Raw genomic sequence first — 19605 nt, 5'->3', positions numbered from 1 at the left:
GTCGGGACGTCCGGGGCCCTCGCGCGCGTGCGTGGGTGCGCTAGCTGCCGACGAAGGCGGCGAGCAGCAGCCAGACCACCGGGGCGGTCGGCAGGAGCGAGTCCAGCCGGTCCATGATCCCGCCGTGGCCGGGCAGCAGCGTGCCCATGTCCTTGATGCCGAGGTCGCGCTTGATCATCGACTCGCCCAGGTCGCCCAGGGTCGCCGTGACGGCCGCGCAGCCGCCCAGGATCAGGCCCTGCCACCAGCTGCCGCCGTCGATGATCAGCTGCATCAGCAGGGCGCCGGCCAGCATCGACAGGCCGATGCCGCCCGCCAGGCCCTCGCGGGTCTTGCCCGGGCTGATCGTCGGGGCCAGCTTGTTCTTCCCGAACTTGTAGCCCACCGCGTAGGCGCCGGTGTCGCTGCAGATCGTGACGATCAGGAAGAGCACGATGCGCTGGGGGCCGTCGTCGGCCGCCAGCATCATCGCCACGAAGGTCGCGAGGAACGGCACGTAGAAGGCGGTGAACACGCCCGCCGTTATGTCCCGCAGGTAGTTGTCCGGCGGCTCGGCCATTCGCCAGACCATCACCGCGAGCCCGGTCAGCGCGAGCGAGGCCGCGGCCCACTGGACCCCGGCCCAGTAGCCGGTGGCGATCATCGCGATGCCGCCCGCGACCAGCGGGACCAGCGGCGCCTTGATCTGCTTGCGCTCGGACAGCCGGCTCGTCAGCTCCCAGACGCCGACCGACGCCGCGGCCATCACGACGACGAGGAACAGCGCCTTCACCACGAACAGCGAGGCGATGATCACCGCGCCGAGACCGACCCCGACCCCTATCGCGGCCTGGAGGTTACGGCCGCCGCGCTGCTTGCGGGGCTGGGGCTGCGGCTCGGGCTGGGCCACGGGCGTCTCCTGCCCTGGGTGGGACGACGGCACGAAGGGGGGATGCCCGGCCGCCGGGTGGCTCGACGGAGGCGCGGGGTGCGCCGGAGCCCCCGGGTACGGCGGAGCGCCGTGGCCGGGGGCGGGGGCGACGTCATCGGTCATCGCGCGCAGCACGACGGTCTCCGACGCGCCCGGCACCGCCGCAGCGGGATGCTCGTCCCGGAACAGCGGACCGCTCAGCCGGCCCGCCTCCCGCGCCTGGCCCGCGTCCTGGCGGGCCGAGGGGTGCGCACCGGCCGCCGGGCCCGCGGCCGGACCGCCGGGCAGGCCGGGGCCGACGGGCGGGACCGGGTCGGCCGGTACGGGAGGCATGACCTGAGTCTCCTCCGCGTCGGGGCCCCAGTACACCGGGGGCTGCGACGCGTGACCCGTTCGGCCGCCCTGGTCGCCCGGGACGGCGCCGGGCGCACCCTGGGCGACCTGCGGGCCCGGTGCGGCGGGATCGCCGTACCCCGGCGCCGTGGGATCGGCGTACCCGGGCGCCGCGTGCGACGGCTGCCGGGGGGCCTGCGGCTGCGGTGCCGGGCGGTAGGGCTGGAACTGCTGGTCGGATGGGCCCCAGTAGCCAGGGGCGTCAGGGGCGTCGTTCATCAGACTTCGAGCAGCTCGGCTTCCTTGTGCTTGAGCAGCTCGTCGACCTGGGCCACGTACTTGGCCGTGGTGTCGTCGAGCTCCTTCTCGGCGCGGCGGCCCTCGTCCTCGCCGACCTCGCCGTCCTTGACCAGCTTGTCGATGCCGTCCTTGGCCTTGCGGCGCACGGCGCGGATCGAGACCTTGGCGTCCTCGCCCTTGGTGCGGGCGATCTTGATGAACTCCCGGCGGCGCTCCTCGGTGAGCTCGGGCAGCACCACCCGGATGATGGAGCCGTCGTTCGAGGGGTTGACGCCCAGGTCGGAGTCGCGGATGGCCTGCTCGATGGCCTTCAGCGCGGTCTTGTCGAACGGCGAGACGACCGCCATCCGGGGCTCCGGCACCGAGAACGAGGCCAGCTGGTTGATGGGGGTCACGGCGCCGTAGTACTCGGCGACGATCTTGGCGAACATCGCCGGGTGGGCACGGCCGGTGCGGATGGCCGCGAGGTCGTCCTTGGCGACGAGGACGGCCTTCTCCATCTTCTCCTCGGCCTCGAGGAGGGTCTCTTCGATCACTGTGGTCTCCCTGTCCGGTTCATCTGCTGTTGTCCCGACCGGTGTCGGCGTGGCGCCCGGTCACGGCGCCGACGCCGTCCCGTACGGCTGGTTGCTGCTCAGGCCCGGACGGAATCCTGGCTGATGAGTGTGCCGATCTTCTCACTCTTCACCGCGCGCGCGATATTGCCCTCCGCGAGCAGCTCGAACACCAGCATCGGGAGGTTGTTGTCCTTGCACAGCGTGATGGCGGTGAGGTCGGCGACCTTCAGGTCGCGGGCGATGACCTCGGAGTACTCCAGCGCGTCGAACTTGACCGCGTCCGGGTTGGTCCGCGGGTCGGAGTCGTAGACGCCGTCCACGCCGTTCTTGCCCATCAGCAGGACGTCCGCGTGGATCTCCAGCGCCCGCTGGACGGCCGTGGTGTCGGTGGAGAAGTACGGCATGCCCATACCGGCGCCGAAGATCACCACGCGGCCCTTCTCCAGGTGCCGGACGGCCCGCAGCGGCAGGTACGGCTCGGCGACCTGGCCCATCGTGATCGCGGTCTGGACGCGGGTCTCGATGCCCTCCTTGACCAGGAAGTCCTGGAGCGCGAGACAGTTCATCACGGTGCCGAGCATGCCCATGTAGTCGGACCGGGCCCGGTCCATGCCACGGACCTGCAGCTCCGCGCCGCGGAAGAAGTTGCCGCCGCCGATGACCACGGCGACCTCGGTGCCGGCGCGCACGACCGTGGCGATCTCCCGGGCGATCGCGTGCACGACGTCCGGGTCGACGCCGAGCCCGCCGCCACCGGCGAAGGCTTCACCGGACAGCTTCAGCAGCACCCGGCGGCGCGAGCCGTCCTTGGGGTCCTGCGCGGTCTCCTGCGTCTCCTGCATGGGACTTCTCCTTCTGCACCTACTTGGTTCACAGACGCGGGTGTGCGGGTGCCCGGTCTGCGCGTACACGCGAGGAGGCCACTGCCGCGGGAACCGGTTCGGTGTCCTGCACGGCAATGGCCTCCTCGTCGTTCATGGTGCCGACGCGGCCCGCCCGTGGCGGTTGTCGCTGGGTGAGCCCGTTCGGCGTTCCTCCCGCCCGGGTCAGCGGGCGGGGGCGGTTCCCAGCGTAAGCGCGCCGGGGACCAGGGGGAACGTGGCTCAGGCGCCGACGCGGAAGCGGGCGAAGCGCTTGAGGGCGACGCCGTTCTCCTCGAGGACCTTGGCGACGGACTTCTTGTTGTCCTTCGCGAAGGCCTGCTCCAGGACGGAGTTCTCCTTCACGAAGCCGGTGACGCGACCCTCGACGATCTTCGGCAGGGCGGCCTCCGGCTTGCCCTCCTCGCGAGCGGTGGCCTCGGCGACGCGACGCTCGTTCTCGATGTCCTCGGCCGGGATGTCCTCGCGGGACAGGTACTTCGGCGCGAAGGCGGCGATGTGCTGCGCGACGTCCTTGGCGACCTCGGCGTTCTCCTTGTCCAGCTCGACCAGGACGCCGACGGCCGGCGGCAGGTCGGGGCTGGTCTTGTGGAGGTAGACCGCGACGAAGCCGTCACCGTCGAACTGGGCGAAGCGACGGAAGACGATCTTCTCGCCCAGGGTCGCGTTGGCCTCGTCGACGAACTGCTGGACGGTCTTGCCGGCCTCGATCTCGGAAGCCAGGGCGGCGTCCAGGTCGGCCGGGGCGGTCTTGGCCACGTGGGCGGCGATCGCGTCGGCGACCTTGACGAAGTTGTCACCCTTGGCGACGAAGTCGGTCTCGCAGTTGAGCTCGACCAGCACGCCGGACTTCTTGTCCTCGGCGATCAGCGCGGCGACGGCGCCGTTGGAGGCGTCACGGCCCTCGCGCTTGGCGACGCCCTTCTGGCCCTTGATGCGCAGGAGCTCGACGGCCTTCTCGACGTTGCCCTCGGCCTCGTCCAGGGCCTTCTTGCAGTCCATCATGCCGGCGCCGGTGAGCTCACGGAGCTTCTTGACGTCCGCGGCGGTGAAGTTCGCCATGGTGTGAATCTCTTCTCGCGTCTCGCGTGTCTGCGTGGGGATGTGCCGGGACCGTTGTACCGGTCCCGGCACGGGAGAGAGGGGCACCTACCGGCGTCGTACCGGCGAGTGCCCCTCACCCTTGGTACGTCAGGCCTGCTCGGCCGGAGCCTCGGCGGCCGGGGCCTCGGCGGCAGGGGCCTCAGCGACAGGAGCCTCGGCGGCGGCGGGGGCCTCCTCGGCCTTCTTCTCGCCCTCGATGAGGTCCTTCTCCCAGTCGGCCAGCGGCTGGTCGGCACCCGGCTCGGCCTTGGCGTCGCCCTTGGCGACACCGGCGCGGGACTTGAGGCCCTCGGCGACGGCGTCGGCGATCACGCGGGTCAGCAGGGTGACGGAGCGGATCGCGTCGTCGTTGCCCGGGATCTTGTAGTCGACCTCGTCGGGGTCGCAGTTGGTGTCGAGGATGGCGACGACCGGGATGTTGAGCTTCCGGGCCTCGCCGACCGCGATGTGCTCCTTCTTGGTGTCCACGATCCACACGGCGCTGGGAACGCGCTGCATGTCACGGATACCGCCGAGGGTCTTCTCCAGCTTGTCGTGCTCGCGCTGGAGGACCAGGAGCTCCTTCTTGGTGAGGCCGGAGCCGGCCACGTCCGAGAAGTCCAGCTCGCCGAGCTCCTTGAGGCGCTGCAGACGCTTGTAGACGGTCGAGAAGTTGGTCAGCATGCCGCCGAGCCAGCGCTGGTTCACGTAGGGCATGCCCACGCGGGTGGCCTGCTCGGCGATGGCCTCCTGGGCCTGCTTCTTCGTGCCGACGAAGAGGACGCTGCCGCCGTGGGCAACGGTCTCCTTGATGAACTCGAAGGCGCGGTCGATGTAGTTCAGCGACTGCAGGAGGTCGATGATGTAGATGCCGTTGCGCTCGGTGATGATGAAGCGCTTCATCTTCGGGTTCCAGCGGCGGGTCTGGTGACCGAAGTGGACGCCGCTCTCCAGCAGCTCCCGCATCGTGACGACGGCCATAGCCGTTCTCCTCAGGTGTTACGGCCCGGCTGCCGCGCAGGCCGTCCCGGGGCTCGCGCGATGGCGCTCCCCGTTCGGGTGACTGCGTGTACGGCCGGGTCAGGCTCGGTTTGTCCGTGGCGGTCAGGTGACAGCCACGCCTGACGCCCCGAACGTGCCGAGCCGCTTGAACCCGCTCGGTCGGGGACCGGGGCGGGCTCGGCGGACCGAGCGGCACTCGCACCTGGCGGGGGCGGCGGCCGAGCCGCATCCGTCCACCGGTGGCGGGGCGTGCGAAGTCGACCCGGCGGACCGGGTCGCGTGTGAAGTGTACGGGAAGCGCCGAGTGGGGGGCGACTCCGCAGGTGGCGGAGGGGCCGCGGACGGGGCGGCCGCCCGGCGGCACGGGCGCCCCCGGCGCGGGCCGGAGCGCGGTCGGAGTGTGGTCGGAGTGTGGTCGGATTCTGGTCGGAGTGCCGTCGCCACGACGTTCGCCACGACGTTCGCTACGACGTTCGCGACGGTGGGTCCGCGGGGCCGCCGGGAAGCGCTTGTACACCGGATGACGGCGTCCGTACACCCATTCGGGGGATACCGCTCGTTCGCGGGGACGGTTTGTCCACAGGAATCCCGAAGGGGGTGGTGTGGGCGCTTCTCGGCCTGGACGCTCGGGCGCATGACTGGTCGTGGTGGGGTTCGGGGGATGTCGTCGACTTTGTCGGCTTTGTCGGCTTCGTCGGCGGCATTCTCGGCGCTGTTCGTGGTGCTGTGCGTTGTGATGGTGCTCGTCCTGGCGGGTGCTGCGGCCGCGCGCGGTCTTGGGTCTCTTGCCGTGGCGGGGCGTTCGGGCCCGGGTGACTCCGGGGACGGCGTCTCTGCCGGACCAGTGGGTGGACGGGCATGGCCGGTGGGTGGGCCCGGCGGGGTGCTCGGGCGGTTCGTGGCACCGGCGAAGCCGTGGTCCGCCGGGCACCGCGGCGTGGACCTGGCCGCCCCGGCGGCAGCGGAGATCAGGGCTGCGGCTCCGGGAGTGGTCACGTTCTCCGGGCTGGTCGCGGGCCGCCCGGTGGTGACGGTGACACACCCCGGCTCGGGGGCTCCCGCCCTGCGGACCACCTATCTCCCCGTCACCGGCACTGTGCCCGTGGGCGGCACGGTCGGCGCCGGGCAGGTGATCGGGCGGCTGGCCCCGCTCGCCCCGCTCGCCGGAGAGGGACGGCACTGTGCCGGGCGGGGCTGCCTGCACTGGGGTCTGCTGCGCGGCGACCGCTACCTCGACCCGCTCGCCCTGTTCGGCGCGGGCGCGGCGCGGCTGCTGCCGACGGGTTCGCCGACGGGCGCCTCGCCTCGACCGGGGCGACCTGTGCCGATCGGCGGCTCAGCCGCGAAGGATCCGGCGGTTCAGCCGCGGGAGAGACCGTACAGGGCCATCGCGACGGCGGCGTCGGCGATCTGCTCGGGGCTCTCGGCGAGGCCACCGACCGCGGCTCCTGCCGCCGCCAGTTGCTCGCCATGGCGGACGGCCGCCTCGACGACCCCCTGGAGCAGCGCCGCGGTGAGCCTCGGCTGAGTGTGGCCAAGCTCTTCCAGGGCCAGGGTGACCAGGCCGACCAGCTTCCCGTGCGCCGCCCGGATCCGCTCGCGCGCGGCCTCGTCGAGCTCCAGCGCCGAGATCGCCACGACCGCCCGGTGGCGCGGATCGGCGGCGAGCGCCAGCTGTCCCCGGACGTAGGCCTCGATGCGGCCGGCCGCCGTGTCGCAGCTCTCCATCCCGGCCTCGATCTCGGCCGCCCAGAGCGGGAAGTCCATCTCGCACAGCGCCTCGACCACCGCGGCGCGGGAGCGGAAGTACTCGTAGACCGAGGAGCGCGCGAGCCCGGTCCGCGCCGCGAGGGCGGGGAAGGTCAGCGCCTCCATGCCCCCCTCGGTGAGCAGGACGCGGGCAGCGTCGAGGAGAGCTGCCCGCTGCAGCTGGCGATGCTCGGCCACCGTGGCCGCTCGGATCTTCGGCACGCTCCCACTTTACGGAGACCTACACGCGGCCGATACGCCGCCGCGCAAACCTCGGGCTGCCCGGCCGGAACCGCACGCCCGAGCGGGCGGCCGCACGCACTACCGGACGTCCGACAGCTTGGCGCGCAGCTGCAGGACGGACTTGGTGTGGATCTGGCTCACCCTGCTCTCCGTCACCCCGAGGACCTGGCCGATCTCGGCGAGGGTCAGGCCCTCGTAGTAGTAGAGCGTCACCACCGTCTTCTCGCGCTCCGGGAGGGTGTTGACCGCCTGGGCCAGCAGCCTGCGCAGCTCCCGGTCCTCGGCCACCTCGACGGGGTTGTCGGCGCCGTGGTCCTCCAGGGTGTCCACCAGGCTCAGCCGGTCGCCGCCCTCCCCCACGGGGTGCAGCAGCTCGTCGAGCGCCACGACGTTGGCGAGCGACAGCTGGCTGAAGATGGCGTGCAGGTCCTCGATCGCGATGCCCATCTCCGCCGCGACCTCGGGCTCGTGCGGGGTCCGGCGAAGCCGGGCCTCCAGCGTCGCGTACGTCCGCTCGACCGCCTTGGCCTTCTGCCGCACCGAGCGCGGGATCCAGTCCAGTGCCCTCAGTTCGTCGATGATCGCGCCGCGGATGCGGCTGATCGCATAGGTCTCGAACTTGATGGCCCGGTCGATGTCGAACTTCTCGATCGCGTCGATCAGCCCGAAGACCCCGGAGGAGACGAAGTCGGCCTGCTCGACGTTGGAGGGCAGACCCACCCCGACCCGGCCCGCCACGTACTTGACGAGCGGTGAGTAGTGCAGGATCAGCTGCTCCCGCAGCCGCTGGTCGCCGGTCTCCTTGTAGGAGCGCCAGAGTTCCTCCAGCGCGCTGCGCGCGGGGCTGCCCGCCTCCGGCCCTCGGCGGGGCGAAGGCGCCGACGGGCTCGCGGACGGGGCCGACGGCGGGGGCAGCGCTTGGGCCCGGGGCGGAACCTGGGCCGGGCATGGGGCCTGAGCCGGGGGCGGAGCCTGCGTCGGGGATAGGGCCGGGGATGGGGCCTGCGTCGGGGGCAACGCTGGAGCCGGGGGCGGAGCCTGCCGTCCCGGTCCGGGCGGGGGCGCCGGTGGTGGCACCGCCTCGGGCGCCTCCGTGACGGCACTCGCCCCGGTCGGACCGTCGGCGGCTGCGCCGATCCACGTGCCCGTACCGACCACGACCTCGCCCCCGCCGGTACCGGCGTCAGCCCCGTCGACCGCGTCGGACCCGACGGCATCGGGGCCGGCCGGGTCGGGACCGGCGGCATCGGCGGGCTGGCCGGGCACCGACGCCGGCCGGCCGCCCTGCCGTGACAGGCTCCCCATCGCCCCCGTCGCCTTGGGCGGGTACTCGGTCACGGGGCGCCGCTCGGTGCGCGGTCCTCCCGAGGACCGGGCGCCACCGGTCACTCTGTGTCCGGGAATGTGTGTGGGCATGCGTTGGTCTGCGCCGTTCTGCCGAGTCATGTGCTGATAGGGAAGGCATGTGGAGCGTAGCGTGACCGACTCACTGCAATGCGCTACCGCCACTCGGTCGTCCCTCGATCCGGTGGCGTTCTCGTCACCGGATCCGGGCACCCGCAGTGGACGAACCGGTTCGGCAGGTCAACCCCCCGATCTCCCGTCACTCCTTCTTGCAGCCCCCATCAGCGCAGCTGTTCGCCTCTCCCCGCGATCACCTCCTCCGCACGATTCGCCAGTGCGCGCCGTGCCGCTCCACGAAGCCGAGCGAGCCCAACTCGTAGAGCCGCTGGAGCACTTCGTCCGGCGGCAGCCCCGACTGCCGGGCCAGCCGCTCGATCGGCGCGCCCTCGGCCGTCGCCGGCACGGCCTCCAGCACCCGTGCGACCGGCGGCTCCAGCAGGTCCCGCGGCAGGACCGGCCCGGCCCGCGGCGGCGCGAGGTCGTCCCCGATCGCACCGATCAATTCCGTCACCTCCGCCGCGTCGGTGACCAGCGTGGCGCCGCCGCTGCGGATCAGGGCGTGCACGCCCGCCGAGAGTTCGGAGGTGACCGGCCCGGCCACGCCCATGGTGTGCCGGTTGAGGTCCCGCGCCCGTCTGGCCGTGCTCAGTGCCCCGCTCCGCACGGCCGCCTCCACCACCACGGTGCCCCTGGTGAGGGCCGCGATGACCCGGTTGCGCAACACGAAGCGGAAGCGGTTCGGGTGCTCCCCTGGCGGTAGTTCGCTGACCAACAGGCCCTGGACCCCGATCCGCCGGATCAATTCGGCGTTGCCCTTGGGATACGCGACATCGACCCCGCAGGCGAGGACACCGACGGTCAGCCCGCCCACCGCCAGGGCTCCGCGGTGGGCGGCGGCGTCGATCCCGTAGGCGGCTCCGGACACCACCACCCAGCCCCGCTCGGCGAGTTGGGCCGACAGCTCCCCCGCGACGTGCGCGCCGTAGGCCGTGCAGGCCCGGGAGCCCACCACCGCCACCGAGCGGAGGGCCAGCAGGCGCAGCGACCCGGTACCGGTCGTCCAGAGCCCGACCGGCCGCCCGTCGCCCAGGTCGTCGAGCTGGCTGGGCCACTCCGTGTCCCCCGGAATGATGAAGCGTCCACCGGAGGCTCGTACCCGTTCCAGGTCCTCGGCCGGGTCCAGACCGGGGAGTCTCGCCTGGTAGCCGGCCAGGCGGGGCCCGTCGAGCCCGGGGTGGTCGGGCACGGCGCCCTCCCGGATCGCCTGGACCACCTCGACGGCGGCGAGCTGGCGGAGCCACCGGCCGACCACCGCGTCCCCGGGCTCGCTCAGGCGGCTGAGCAGTACCCGGGCGAGCCGCTCCGGCTCGGGCTGCGCGGCCGACGTCGGCGGCGGCGGCTGCGGCTGCGGCTGCGGCTGCGGCTGCGGCTGTTGAGGATCCGCCGTCATCCGGTTCATGCGTCACCGTCCTCGTCCGCCGGGTACTCGTCGCGGGCTCCTCCGATTGGGCCCTTCCCTGGACTGCTCCGCTGAGCGGGGACGCCCCCGAGACGCCCGAAGGCGCGTTCGGTGAGCGGCAGGCCGTGCTCCACGCCGGTGCGCAGGACCAGCGCCGTCCGCACGTCCCGTTGGTCCGGTCGGTCCCGGCCGGCGAGGTCCGCGACCGTCCAGGCGACCCGGAGCACCCGGTCCAGGCCTCGGGCGGTGAGCAGCCCGCGCTCCAACTGCCGTGCGGCGTCGTTCAGTGCGCCGGGGGCGAGCTGCCAGCGCGTCCGCAGTTCGTGCCCCGGAACCTCGGCGTTGACCCGCCAGGGCGTGCTGGCCAGCCGGGCGGCCGCCCGCTCCCGCGCGGCCAGCACCCGGGCCGCGATGATCTCGGTGGTCTCCGCCGTGGTGTCCCGCTCCATGAGCTCGACCCTGGTCACCGGGGCGACCTGGACCTGGAGGTCCACCCGGTCGAGCAACGGCCCCGACAGCCGCCCCTGGTAGCGGCTCACCATCGCCGGGGTGCACTCGCACCCCTCGCCCCGCCGTGAGTACCGGCCGCACGGACAGGGATTGGCCGCGAGGCAGAGCAGGAACCGGGCCGGGAGCCGGAGCGATCCGGCCGAGCGCGCGATCACCACCTCGCCCGACTCCAGCGGCTGCCGCAGCGCGTCGAGCACCCGGACGGGGAACTCCGGTGCCTCGTCCAGGAACAGGACGCCCCGGTGGGCCAGCGACACCGCGCCCGGTCTGGGCAGGCCGCTGCCGCCACCCACGATCGCCGGCATGGTGGTCGAGTGGTGCGGGGAGCAGTACGGGGCGCGGTCGATCAGCGGACGGCCCGCCGGGAGCAGGCCCGCCACCGAGTGCACCGCGGTGACCTCCAGCGCCTCCTTCTGTGTGAGCGGCGGGAGCAGCGAGGGCAGCCGCTCGGCCAGCATCGTCTTGCCGGCCCCCGGCGGCCCCTTCAGGTACAGGTGGTGTCCCCCGGCGGCGGCGATCTCCAGGGCCCGCCGGGCCTCGTACTGACCGGCCACGTCGGCCATGTCGAGGCGGGCCGCCTTGTCGTCGGGCAGGCCCCGCACGCCCGCGCTCGGCAGCATGAGCCCGGCCATCAGGGGATCGGGGCGGCCCGTGATCGGATCGGGCGGCTCCTCCGGCGCGGGCACACCGGTGAGGACGGCGAGCAGCTGGCGCAGGCTGCGGACCCCGATCACCTTCGCCCCGGGGACGAGCGAGGCCTCGGCCGCCGTCTGCTCGGCGACGACGACCCGCTCGTACCCGGCGTCGGTGGCGGCCAGCACCGAGGGCAGCACTCCGCGGACGGGCCGCACCCGGCCGTCCAGCCCCAGTTCGCCGATGATCAGCAGGTCGGCGATGGCCGACGGGTCGAGCCGCTCGGCGGCGGCCAGCACGGCGCAGGCCACCGCGAGGTCGAAGCCGCTGCCGCTCTTGGGCACGGAGGCGGGGCTGAGGCCGACGGTCAGCTTGCGCTGCGGCCACGCCTCGCCGCTGTTCACGACGGCCGCGCGCACCCGGTCGCGGGCCTCGGACAGCGCCTTGTCGGGCAGGCCGACCAGGGTGAACGCGGCCACCCCGGGCTCCAGATCGGCCTGGACCTCGACGATCACCCCGTCGACGCCGACCAGCGCGACGGAACAGGTACGGGCGAAGGCCATCAGACCACCCCCCGCAGGTGGTCCACCGAGGCGGCGCCCCGGGACCGGTTGATGACCGCGACCAGGTCGATCCGCACCCCGCCCGGCGGGACGGGCGGCCACTGCGGATCGGCGGGCCCGGGGTCGTACCCGGGCCCGGCCAGCTGCGCGAAGTGCGCGGGCCAGCGCTCGGCCAGCCACCGCTCGGCCAGCCGCTGCAGCCGGGCCGCCTTGGCCTGGTCGATGGCCTCGGTCGGCTGCTGGAAGCCCCGCTCGGAGCGGGTCTTCACCTCGCAGACCGCCACGGTGTCGCCGTCGAGGGCGACGATGTCCAGCTCGCCCTCGGCGCAGCGCCAGTTGCGGTCCAGGATGCGGAGTCCGTCCTCCGCGAGGCGGCGGGCGGCGACCCGCTCGCCGTAGCGGCCGAGGCTGGTCTTGCTCGGCCTGTCCGGCCCGCCCTGGCGGGCCTGCCGGGTGATCGCGCCCTGCGCGGTCGGGTTCTGCACGGTCGTGTTCTGCACGGTGACCACCTCCGCCGTGGAGGTTGCAACGCCGTGCTCGACGGGACCCGGTATTTCCCTATTCCTGTGGACAACTCGCGCCTGTGGATAACTTCCGTCACCCGCAGGAGTGAGAATCCCCGATTGCGCGAAATTCCCCTGGACAACGCGGAACCGGGCGGTCCAACGTCAGTTCCCGAAGCCGGCGTCGTCCGAGGGCAGCTCCAGATCGCTCTTCGCGAGTTCCTCGATGTTCACGTCCTTGAAGGTCAGCACCCGGACCTTGCGGACGAACCGGGCCGGCCGGTACATGTCCCAGACCCACGCATCCGCCATCGACACCTCGAAGAAGACCTCACCCTGGACCGAGTGCACCTGCAGCTCGTAGTCGTTGGTGAGGTAGAAACGTCGCTCGGTCTCGATCACGTACTTGAACAGGCCGACGACGTCCCGGTACTCCCGGTAGAGCTTGAGCTCCATCTCGGTCTCGTACTTCTCGAGATCTTCGGCACTCATCCAGGCGTCCCCTCAACTTGTCACGTCCACCCATTGTGGACCACCGCACCCACGCTCAGAGCCGTACCGGAGCGACCGGCGGGCCCTGTACCAGCAGTCGCTCCAGGAAGTCGGCCAGTCCGGCCGGGTAGACCGTCTCGGCGGTCCGCCTCAGCTCCTCGAGCGTCCACCAGCGTGCCGCGAGCAACTCGGCGTGTTCCTCGTCGCCCATGCCCGAGTGGTCGAGGCCGGTGGCCTCGGTCCGGGCCAGGTGGAACCACTGCTCCTGCTCGTAGCGCTGTCCCCGGAAGGAGAACGACACCGTGCCGTACCCCACCAAGGGCCCCAGCTCCACGCCCCGCAAACCGGTTTCCTCCACGAGCTCCCGCGCGGCGGCGTCGCGCACGTCCTCCCCGGGTTCCAAACCGCCTCCCGGGGTGAACCACCAGGTCACGTCCGGCACCGCCGGATCCGAGCCCAGGAAGAGGAGGACGCGGTCCGACCCGTCCAGCAGCAGGATCCGCGCCGCCTGGCGACGCCGTACCGTCATGGCAGCTCTTCACACCCCTTCCGTCCGCACCGGTGGTGGTACCGATCCTGCCACCCGACGCGTCCATCCGGGGCGATGTTCGACAGAGCGGCCCGGCAGGCGGCGGCCGCGCTCAGGATGCGCGCCCCCGACGGAACCGGCGGGCCAGACCGGCCACGCCGCCCACCGCCGAGGTCACGACGATCAGCGCCGCGCCGGCCACGGTGGCCACCGCCGCCGGGACCAGCGGACCGGGCTGAGCGGCCCGCGGACCGGCGAGGCCGTCGAACGCCGTGGTCCGGGTGAACCCACCCATCCGGCCGAACGGCATCGCCGTCGCCTCCACCCGGGCCTCGACGGCGTCGGCCGCGACGGTCCCGCCGTCGACCGACAAGTGGGTGCGGGAGTCGAGCGAGACGATCCGGTTGTCGCCGAGCAGGAAGAGCCGCCCCTGCGGCACCGTGACGCTGAAGGCCGTGCCCTGCGGACCCTGCGCCGCGAGGTAGGGCTCGGCGACCGGGGTCCCGTTCACCGTCAGCCCGCGGCCGTCCTCGGCGGAGGCCACGGTGTCCCCGCCCACCGCGACGACCCGCTTGACCATGAGCTCGCCGCCCCAGGCCTGGTCCTTGAAGACCACGACGTCACCCCGGCCGACGGAGCCGCCGTCGGTCTTCCGGGCGAGCACCGTGTCCCCGACCTCCAGTGTGGGGGACATCGAGCCCGAGGGGATGTTGTAGGGCCGGTAGCCGACCGCGATCACAGCGAAGCCGCCGACCAACAGCACCAGGCCGAGCCCGATCAGGACGCCCTGGATCACGGCGGCCGCCCGGTGGCGCGGCCGGGTGGGCGTGACCGGCCGGTCGGCGGTCTGTTCCACGACACTGCTCATCGACACCGTCCAGCTCTGACCCGCCGGAGCACGCCCCGGGTGCGCCGGAGGCACAGGCGGAAAACCCGTCGGGCCGTGGCACGTCCGAGCAGATTACTCGTCGGTACCACGGCCCGCGCAAGAGCTGGGGAGGAGCTGCCGGAGCTCAGGAGTCCTTCCGGCGGTCCGACCTGTTCCGCACCCGGCGCACCAGTGGGAGCAGCGCCACGGCTCCCGCCGCGCCGGCCACCGGCGGCACCAGCGGCACGCCCGCCGCCAGGCCCTTCTGGTCGAAGGTGCTCGGCACCGGCAGCGTCGCCCAGCGGTCGATCGGCCAGGCCACCACGAAGGCGCGCCCGATCACGTCGTCCACCGGAACGGTCCCGCCGCCCGGCTGGTCCATGTGGAAGCGGGAGTCCAGCGAGTCGTCGCGGTGGTCGCCCATCACCCAGATCCGGCCCGACGGCACCTTCAGCGGTCCGAAGGTCCGGCTGCAGGGGTTGTTGCCCGGGAAGATGTACGGCTCGTTGAGCGCGACGCCGTTCACCTTGACCGGACCGCCGCTCTCGCACTCGACGGTGTCGCCGCCGACCGCGATGACCCGCTTGATCAGGTCCTTCTCGTTGGCCGAGGGCATCAGGCCGACGAAGCTGAGGACGTCCTGCACCCCCCGGAGGAAGGAGTTGCTGCTCTGCTGGACGGGCTCGTCGTTCAGCCAGCCGCCCGGGTCGTGGAACACCACGACCTCGCCGCGCTCGGGCTCGGCCCCGAACCAGGGGGTCAGCTTGTCCACGAGGACGCGGTCACCGACCTGCAGCGTGTTCTGCATCGACTCCGACGGGATGGAGAAGGCCTGGACGAAGAAGGTCTTGATCACCAGGGCCAGGACCAGCGCGATGCCGATCAGGATCGGCAGTTCCTTCCAGAACGATCGCGGCTTCTTGTCCTTGTCGGACGCCTTGCCCTCCGACTCGTCCGCCGGCCCGGCCCCGCTCCGGAGCTCGCCCGGGGTACCGCCCGTCCCGTCGCCCGGCTCGTCGGCGGACTGGGCCGCCGCGTCCTCGACCGAGGCCGACGGCGCTGCGGACTCGGCGGACCGGTCCGCCCGGCTGCCGGAGCCCTCGGGCTCTCCGGCGCCTGAGCGGGCGCCGATCACCAAATCCCCCACAACGTCTCCTCCCTGCTGTGCGGACGCCCGTGCGCCCGCGCTCGGAGTGCCGCACAGCGGGCACCACGCTCACTACGACCATGAACGCCTCAGGGCTGCCCACCACGGGCGCCCCTGACACCAGCACAGCCTCGACGCTCAGCCGGAAAGCCCGGCCGCGCCTGCACTTCTCTATCACTCCCAGGCATCCGGCTCGCGGTCCCACGCGCGCGACCCGGTGGGTCGGCGGCCGGCGTGGCCTACCGCGAAGGCCCGTCCGGCCTGCGAACGGCAAGCGGAAGGATGCCCAACACACCCATAACGAGCGGAGGTTCCATCGGAACCGGCCCAACGGGCACCGAATTCGGCGCAGTTCCGGCGGCCTGCGGAGCACGTGCCAGAGAGGAGAGTGAACTCGGCTCGTCAAGTTGATGGAAGCGGTCCAGCGGCCAGGCGATCACGAAGGCCCGGCCGACCACACCGCTCAGCGGGATCGTGCCCTGGCCGGGATTCCCCATGTGGAAACGGGAGTCGGCGGACACGTCCCGGTGGTCGCCCATGACCCAGAGCCGGCCCTGGGGCACCTTCACCTTGAAGGGCTGCCGGGACGGCGGGTTCCCGGGCGAGAGGTAGGGCTCCTCCACCGGCGTGCCGTTGACGCTCAACCGCCCCTGCGCGTCGCAGCACTCCACGGTGTCCCCGCCGACGCCGATGACCCGCTTGATCAGATCCTGCTCGCTGTCGGACGGCAGCAGCCCGACGAAAGTGAGGACCTGCTTGGCCCCGCCCAGGATCGGACCGTCGTCGGACGGCTTGTGATCGCTCTCCAGCCAGCCGCCGGGGTCCTTGAACACCACGACGTCTCCGCGCGACGGCTCGTTGCCGAACCAGGGGGTGAACTTGTCCACCAGTACCCGGTCGCCGACCTGGATGGTCTGCTCCATCGACCCCGAGGGGATCACGAAGACCTGGATCATGAAGGTCTTCATCACCAGCGCCACCAGCAGGGCCACCAGGACGATCAGCGGGAACTCGCGCAGCAGCGAGCGCTTGCGCCGCCGGGCCGCGCGCTGCGCGGTGCGGCGTCGATCGGCCCGGCCGCGGGCCGGAACGACGCCGTCTCCACCCTCGGCGCCCTCCCCCGCCACGTCGGCAGGGTGGTCTGCCAGTCGGCCCCTACCTCTGGTCCCCATGACCACCCGTCCCCGCTGTCGCGGCGAAGGCCGCCGGCCGGTCCAGGCTGTTCCAGCGCGCGATCGGGAAGACCACCCAGTCCGCCCGGCCGATCACCCTGCCCTCCGGCACAAACCCGCCGCCGGGCTCGCCGAGGTGATCGCGGGAGTCCCGGGAGGCCCTGCGGTGGTCGCCCATCACCCACAACTTGCCGGCCGGCACCACCACGTCGAAGGCCACGCCGGACGGCTCGTCGCCCGGGGCGAGGTAGGAGGACTCGTCGATCGGCACACCGTTGACGGTGATCCGCCCGCCGGGCCCGGTGCTGGTCACGCGGTCGCCGCCGATGCCGATCACCCGCTTGACGTACACCGTGTCGCCGGCCGGGGCCAGCCCGAGGTCCCGGCCGAGCGAGCGCAGCCCGTCCCAGAAGCCGGCCGGCCGGTCCGGCTCCGGAAGGAAGGAGCCCGTCCCGTCGAACACCACGACGTCGCCCCGCCGGGGGTGCTCGCCGAAGGCGTAGGCGAGCTGGTTCGCGATCAGCCGGTCGCCGGGGCGGAGGGTGTCCTCCATCGACCCGGACGGCACCGTGAACGGCCGCGCGACGAAGGCGTTCACCAGGAGCAGCGCGGACAGGCAGATGCCCGCCAGGAGCAGGAGGTCCCGCGAGCGCGAGCGCCCCGGCTCCTCGTCGTCCGCAGCCTCACCATCGCCGGCCTCACCATCGCCGTCGGTCTTGCCATCGCCGTCGGTCTTGCCATCGCCGTCGGTCTTGCCATCGCCGTCGGTCTTGCCATCGCCGTCGGCATCGGCAACGCCGTCGGCAGCGCCACCGTCATCGGCCGCGTCGCCCACCGCGTCCGCGGAAACCGCCCTGGGACCCGCCGCAGGAGCAACCGCAGGAGCAACCGCCGTGGCGGCGGCCGGAACAACCGCGGAAACGACCGCGGACCGCGGCGGCGAGTCCGCACCGGAGGGTGCGGGACTGCCGTCGCGGTCCGCGGGTGGTTCGTGCGTGCTCATCGGGGGCTGAGCTTACCGTGCGGCAGCCGCGCCCCCGGGAGCGCTCCGATCCCCCGGCGAGGCCGGGAGCCGGTGGATCAGCGGTCGCGCTTCTCCTTGATCTTCGCGGCCTTGCCGCGGAGGTCACGCAGGTAGTACAGCTTGGCGCGGCGAACCGCACCGCGGGTCACGACCTCGATCTTCTCGACGACCGGGGTGTGCACCGGGAAGGTGCGCTCCACGCCGACGTTGAAGCTGACCTTGCGGACGGTGAAGGTCTCACCGACGCCCGCACCGTGGCGGCGGATGACGACGCCCTGGAAGACCTGGACACGGGAGCGGTTGCCCTCGATGACCCGGACGTGGACCTTCAGGGTGTCACCAGCGCGGAAGGCCGGGATGTCGCTACGCAGCGAGGCCGCGTCGACAGCAGCGAGCTTGTTGCTCATGTTGCTCTCCATCGCAGGCGCCACGGGCCGCCCACGGAAGTTCGTCGCAATGGGGTCTGCTGCGGGCCGCATCGGCTGGCGGCGTTCCCCCCGTGGCGGGGGCGCCGGTCCACGTGACCCCTACGGGAGGGGCCCAGCGACAGACAGCAGCGGCCTATTCTTCCACATCCACGGCCGCGGACCGAAATCGGCCGAGCTCGTCGTCCCAGGCCAGACCGAGGACGGAGAGCGCCGCCCGGTCCTTCTTGTCGAAGGCGCCGTACTGCCAGCGCTCCACCAGGTCGGGGCGGTTCGCCAGCGTACGGGCGAAGGCCTCGTCCCGGCGCCAGCGGGCGATGCGGCCGTGGTTGCCGCTGAGCAGCACGTCGGGCACGGTCCGGCCGCGCCACTCGGCGGGCTTGGTGTAGACCGGGCCCTCCAGGAGGTCGGCCATCGCGCCGGGGGCGAAGGAGTCGTCCCGGTGGGACTCGGCGTTGCCAAGCACCCCCGGCAGCAGCCGGGCGATCGCCTCGACCATCACCAGCACGGCGACCTCGCCGCCGGCCAGCACGTAGTCGCCGATCGAGGCCTCGACCACCGGCATCCGGGTGGCCGCCTCCTCGATCACCCGCCGGTCGATGCCCTCGTACCGGGCGGGCGCGAAGGCCAGCCAGGGGCGGCCGGCCAGTTCCTGGGCCAGCTCCTGGGTGAACGGGCGCCCGCTCGGGGTGGGCACCACCAGCGTCGGCACCTGCCCCTCGGGGCCGGCGGCGACCACCGCGTCCAGGGCCTCGCCCCACGGCTCGGGCTTCATCACCATGCCGGGGCCGCCGCCGTACGGGCTGTCGTCGACCGTCCGGTGGACGTCGTGCGTCCAGTCCCGCAGGTCGTGGACGTGCACGTCCAGCTGGCCGCGGGCGCGCGCCTTGCCGACGAGTGAGACGTTCAGGGGTTCCAGGTACTCCGGGAAGATCGAAACGACGTCGAGCCGCATCCCCGTCTGGACGCCCTCGGCCGCCGTCACTTCTCGCCTTCCTGCGAGTCGCCGTGGGCGCCCTCCGAGGAGTCCTCCTGGGCGCCCTCGGCGGAGTCCTCCGGGGCCGCGGCGGCAGCGCTGCCCGCCACCTCGGCCCGCTCCGGGTCGATGAGCCCGGCAGGCGGGGTGATCACGGCGCGCTGGTTCTCCAGGTCGATGGTCGGCACGATCTGGCTGACGAAGGGCACCAGCACCTCCGTCCCGTCGGCCTTCCTCACCGTGAGCAGGTCCTGGTACGGCAGGTGGACGACCTCGGTGAGCTCGCCGACCGGGGTGCCGTCGGAGAGCACCACGTCCAGCCCGATCAGCTGGTGGTCGTAGTACTCCTCCGGGTCATCGGGGGTCTCGTCCGGGTCGACCTCGGAGATCAGCAGGGTGCCGCGGAGCGCCTCCGCCGCGTTGCGGTCCTTGACGCCGGCGAAGCGCAGCAGCAGCCGCCCGCTGTGCACCCGGCCGGACTCGACGGTCAGCGGCCCGACCGACGCGGGGTCGGTGAGGACGACGGCCCCCGGGCCGAGCCGGAGCTCCGGCTCGTCGGTGCGGACCTCGACGCTGACGTCCCCCCTGATGCCGTGGGCGCGGCCGATCTTGCCGACGACGAGCTGCACGGTGATCGTTCTCCTGGAGTTCCTGAGCTGGACGGGAAGCCGGCCACGTCCACGCCCTCGCGGGGCGGGAACACGGTGGCCGGATGCGAAAAGGGCCGACCCGGGCGCCCAGCGGCCCCCGGGGCCCCCAACCCCCCACGCGGCCACGGGCCCCGCGGGACGCGCGGTTTTTCACCGAGACGCGGGGCTCCCCGCCCGGTGGGCCCCCCCCGG

The 19605-nt window shown here is 72.6% G+C and carries 19 protein-coding genes and 1 pseudogene; 1 reads left to right on the top strand and 19 read right to left on the bottom strand.

All coding sequences use genetic code 11. The features are described 5' to 3' along the window. Window positions 1-40 precede the first annotated feature (40 nt). The 5 genes from ACFVU9_RS42730 to rpsB all read right to left on the bottom strand — a co-directional run bounded on the left by ACFVU9_RS42730 (window position 41) and on the right by rpsB (window position 5045). Entirely contained in the window at window positions 41-1522 is a 1482-nt protein-coding gene (locus tag ACFVU9_RS42730; protein WP_387602990.1) for a phosphatidate cytidylyltransferase, read from the bottom strand. Next, window positions 1522-2079 carry a ribosome recycling factor gene (gene frr, locus ACFVU9_RS42725; protein WP_380443880.1) on the bottom strand — a complete coding sequence of 186 codons (558 nt, stop codon included), beginning with the start codon at window positions 2077-2079 and terminating at the stop codon, window positions 1522-1524. Before frr ends, ACFVU9_RS42730 begins: the two co-directional genes overlap by 1 nt. Before the next feature lie 98 nt (window positions 2080-2177). Continuing rightward, window positions 2178-2942 (bottom strand): UMP kinase, encoded by a 765-nt coding sequence (pyrH, locus tag ACFVU9_RS42720; RefSeq protein WP_189923573.1) that lies wholly within the window; start codon window positions 2940-2942, stop codon window positions 2178-2180. Between the two features lie 261 nt (window positions 2943-3203). Then, window positions 3204-4043 carry a translation elongation factor Ts gene (gene tsf, locus ACFVU9_RS42715; protein ID WP_280685338.1) on the bottom strand — a complete coding sequence of 280 codons (840 nt, stop codon included), beginning with the start codon at window positions 4041-4043 and terminating at the stop codon, window positions 3204-3206. 129 nt (window positions 4044-4172) lie between these two features. After that, window positions 4173-5045, bottom strand: coding sequence for a 30S ribosomal protein S2 (gene rpsB / locus ACFVU9_RS42710; protein ID WP_380504548.1), 873 nt, complete (start codon window positions 5043-5045; stop codon window positions 4173-4175). Window positions 5046-5586: 541 nt separating this feature from the next. On the opposite strand from rpsB, the pseudogene ACFVU9_RS42705 reads away from it, so the two are divergent. Further along, a pseudogene (locus ACFVU9_RS42705) lies at window positions 5587-6294 on the top strand (peptidoglycan DD-metalloendopeptidase family protein); the annotation flags it as partial. Window positions 6295-6425: 131 nt separating this feature from the next. On the opposite strand, the gene ACFVU9_RS42700 reads toward ACFVU9_RS42705, so the two are convergent. From ACFVU9_RS42700 to rimM, 14 genes are all read right to left on the bottom strand, one after another. Continuing rightward, window positions 6426-7013, bottom strand: coding sequence for a TetR/AcrR family transcriptional regulator (locus tag ACFVU9_RS42700; RefSeq protein ID WP_387603002.1), 588 nt, complete (start codon window positions 7011-7013; stop codon window positions 6426-6428). A 123-nt stretch (window positions 7014-7136) separates the two neighbouring features. Continuing rightward, window positions 7137-7973, bottom strand: a complete 837-nt coding sequence (whiG, locus tag ACFVU9_RS42695) for an RNA polymerase sigma factor WhiG (RefSeq protein WP_380443920.1) — start codon at window positions 7971-7973, stop codon at window positions 7137-7139. Between the two features lie 739 nt (window positions 7974-8712). Beyond that, a complete protein-coding gene (gene dprA, locus ACFVU9_RS42690; protein WP_387602999.1) occupies window positions 8713-9912 on the bottom strand; it encodes a DNA-processing protein DprA in 1200 nt (399 codons plus the stop codon). A 5-nt stretch (window positions 9913-9917) separates the two neighbouring features. Further along, window positions 9918-11627 (bottom strand): YifB family Mg chelatase-like AAA ATPase, encoded by a 1710-nt coding sequence (locus tag ACFVU9_RS42685; RefSeq protein ID WP_380443873.1) that lies wholly within the window; start codon window positions 11625-11627, stop codon window positions 9918-9920. Further along, on the bottom strand, window positions 11627-12085 hold the full coding sequence (locus ACFVU9_RS42680) for a YraN family protein (RefSeq protein WP_387602996.1): 459 nt from the start codon (window positions 12083-12085) through the stop codon (window positions 11627-11629). Before ACFVU9_RS42680 ends, ACFVU9_RS42685 begins: the two co-directional genes overlap by 1 nt. Window positions 12086-12295: 210 nt before the next feature. Then, on the bottom strand, window positions 12296-12622 hold the full coding sequence (locus ACFVU9_RS42675) for a DUF2469 domain-containing protein (RefSeq protein WP_329929696.1): 327 nt from the start codon (window positions 12620-12622) through the stop codon (window positions 12296-12298). A gap of 55 nt (window positions 12623-12677) precedes the next feature. Further along, on the bottom strand, window positions 12678-13151 hold the full coding sequence (locus ACFVU9_RS42670) for an NUDIX hydrolase (RefSeq protein WP_380443871.1): 474 nt from the start codon (window positions 13149-13151) through the stop codon (window positions 12678-12680). Window positions 13152-13263: 112 nt separating this feature from the next. After that, entirely contained in the window at window positions 13264-14019 is a 756-nt protein-coding gene (lepB, locus tag ACFVU9_RS42665; RefSeq protein ID WP_380443869.1) for a signal peptidase I, read from the bottom strand. 145 nt (window positions 14020-14164) lie between these two features. After that, the gene (lepB, locus tag ACFVU9_RS42660) at window positions 14165-15166 is read right to left on the bottom strand and encodes a signal peptidase I (protein WP_380443867.1); all 1002 of its coding nucleotides are present in this window, start codon (window positions 15164-15166) and stop codon (window positions 14165-14167) included. 239 nt (window positions 15167-15405) lie between these two features. Further along, entirely contained in the window at window positions 15406-16293 is an 888-nt protein-coding gene (gene lepB, locus ACFVU9_RS42655) for a signal peptidase I (RefSeq protein ID WP_380443865.1), read from the bottom strand. A gap of 28 nt (window positions 16294-16321) precedes the next feature. After that, window positions 16322-17173 (bottom strand): signal peptidase I, encoded by an 852-nt coding sequence (gene lepB, locus ACFVU9_RS42650; protein ID WP_387602981.1) that lies wholly within the window; start codon window positions 17171-17173, stop codon window positions 16322-16324. Between the two features lie 245 nt (window positions 17174-17418). Further along, a complete protein-coding gene (rplS, locus tag ACFVU9_RS42645) occupies window positions 17419-17769 on the bottom strand; it encodes a 50S ribosomal protein L19 (RefSeq protein WP_063347674.1) in 351 nt (116 codons plus the stop codon). Between the two features lie 154 nt (window positions 17770-17923). Beyond that, window positions 17924-18742 (bottom strand): tRNA (guanosine(37)-N1)-methyltransferase TrmD, encoded by an 819-nt coding sequence (trmD, locus tag ACFVU9_RS42640; protein WP_387602993.1) that lies wholly within the window; start codon window positions 18740-18742, stop codon window positions 17924-17926. Window positions 18743-18768: 26 nt separating this feature from the next. Continuing rightward, a complete protein-coding gene (gene rimM, locus ACFVU9_RS42635) occupies window positions 18769-19392 on the bottom strand; it encodes a ribosome maturation factor RimM (protein ID WP_387602978.1) in 624 nt (207 codons plus the stop codon). Between the last annotated feature and the right edge of the window lie 213 nt (window positions 19393-19605).

Origin of the sequence: Kitasatospora sp. NPDC057936, from assembly GCF_042887525.1 — a bacterium.
In the GTDB taxonomy this organism is placed as follows: domain Bacteria; phylum Actinomycetota; class Actinomycetes; order Streptomycetales; family Streptomycetaceae; genus Kitasatospora.
This window is presented reverse-complemented; position numbering and strand designations above follow the sequence as displayed.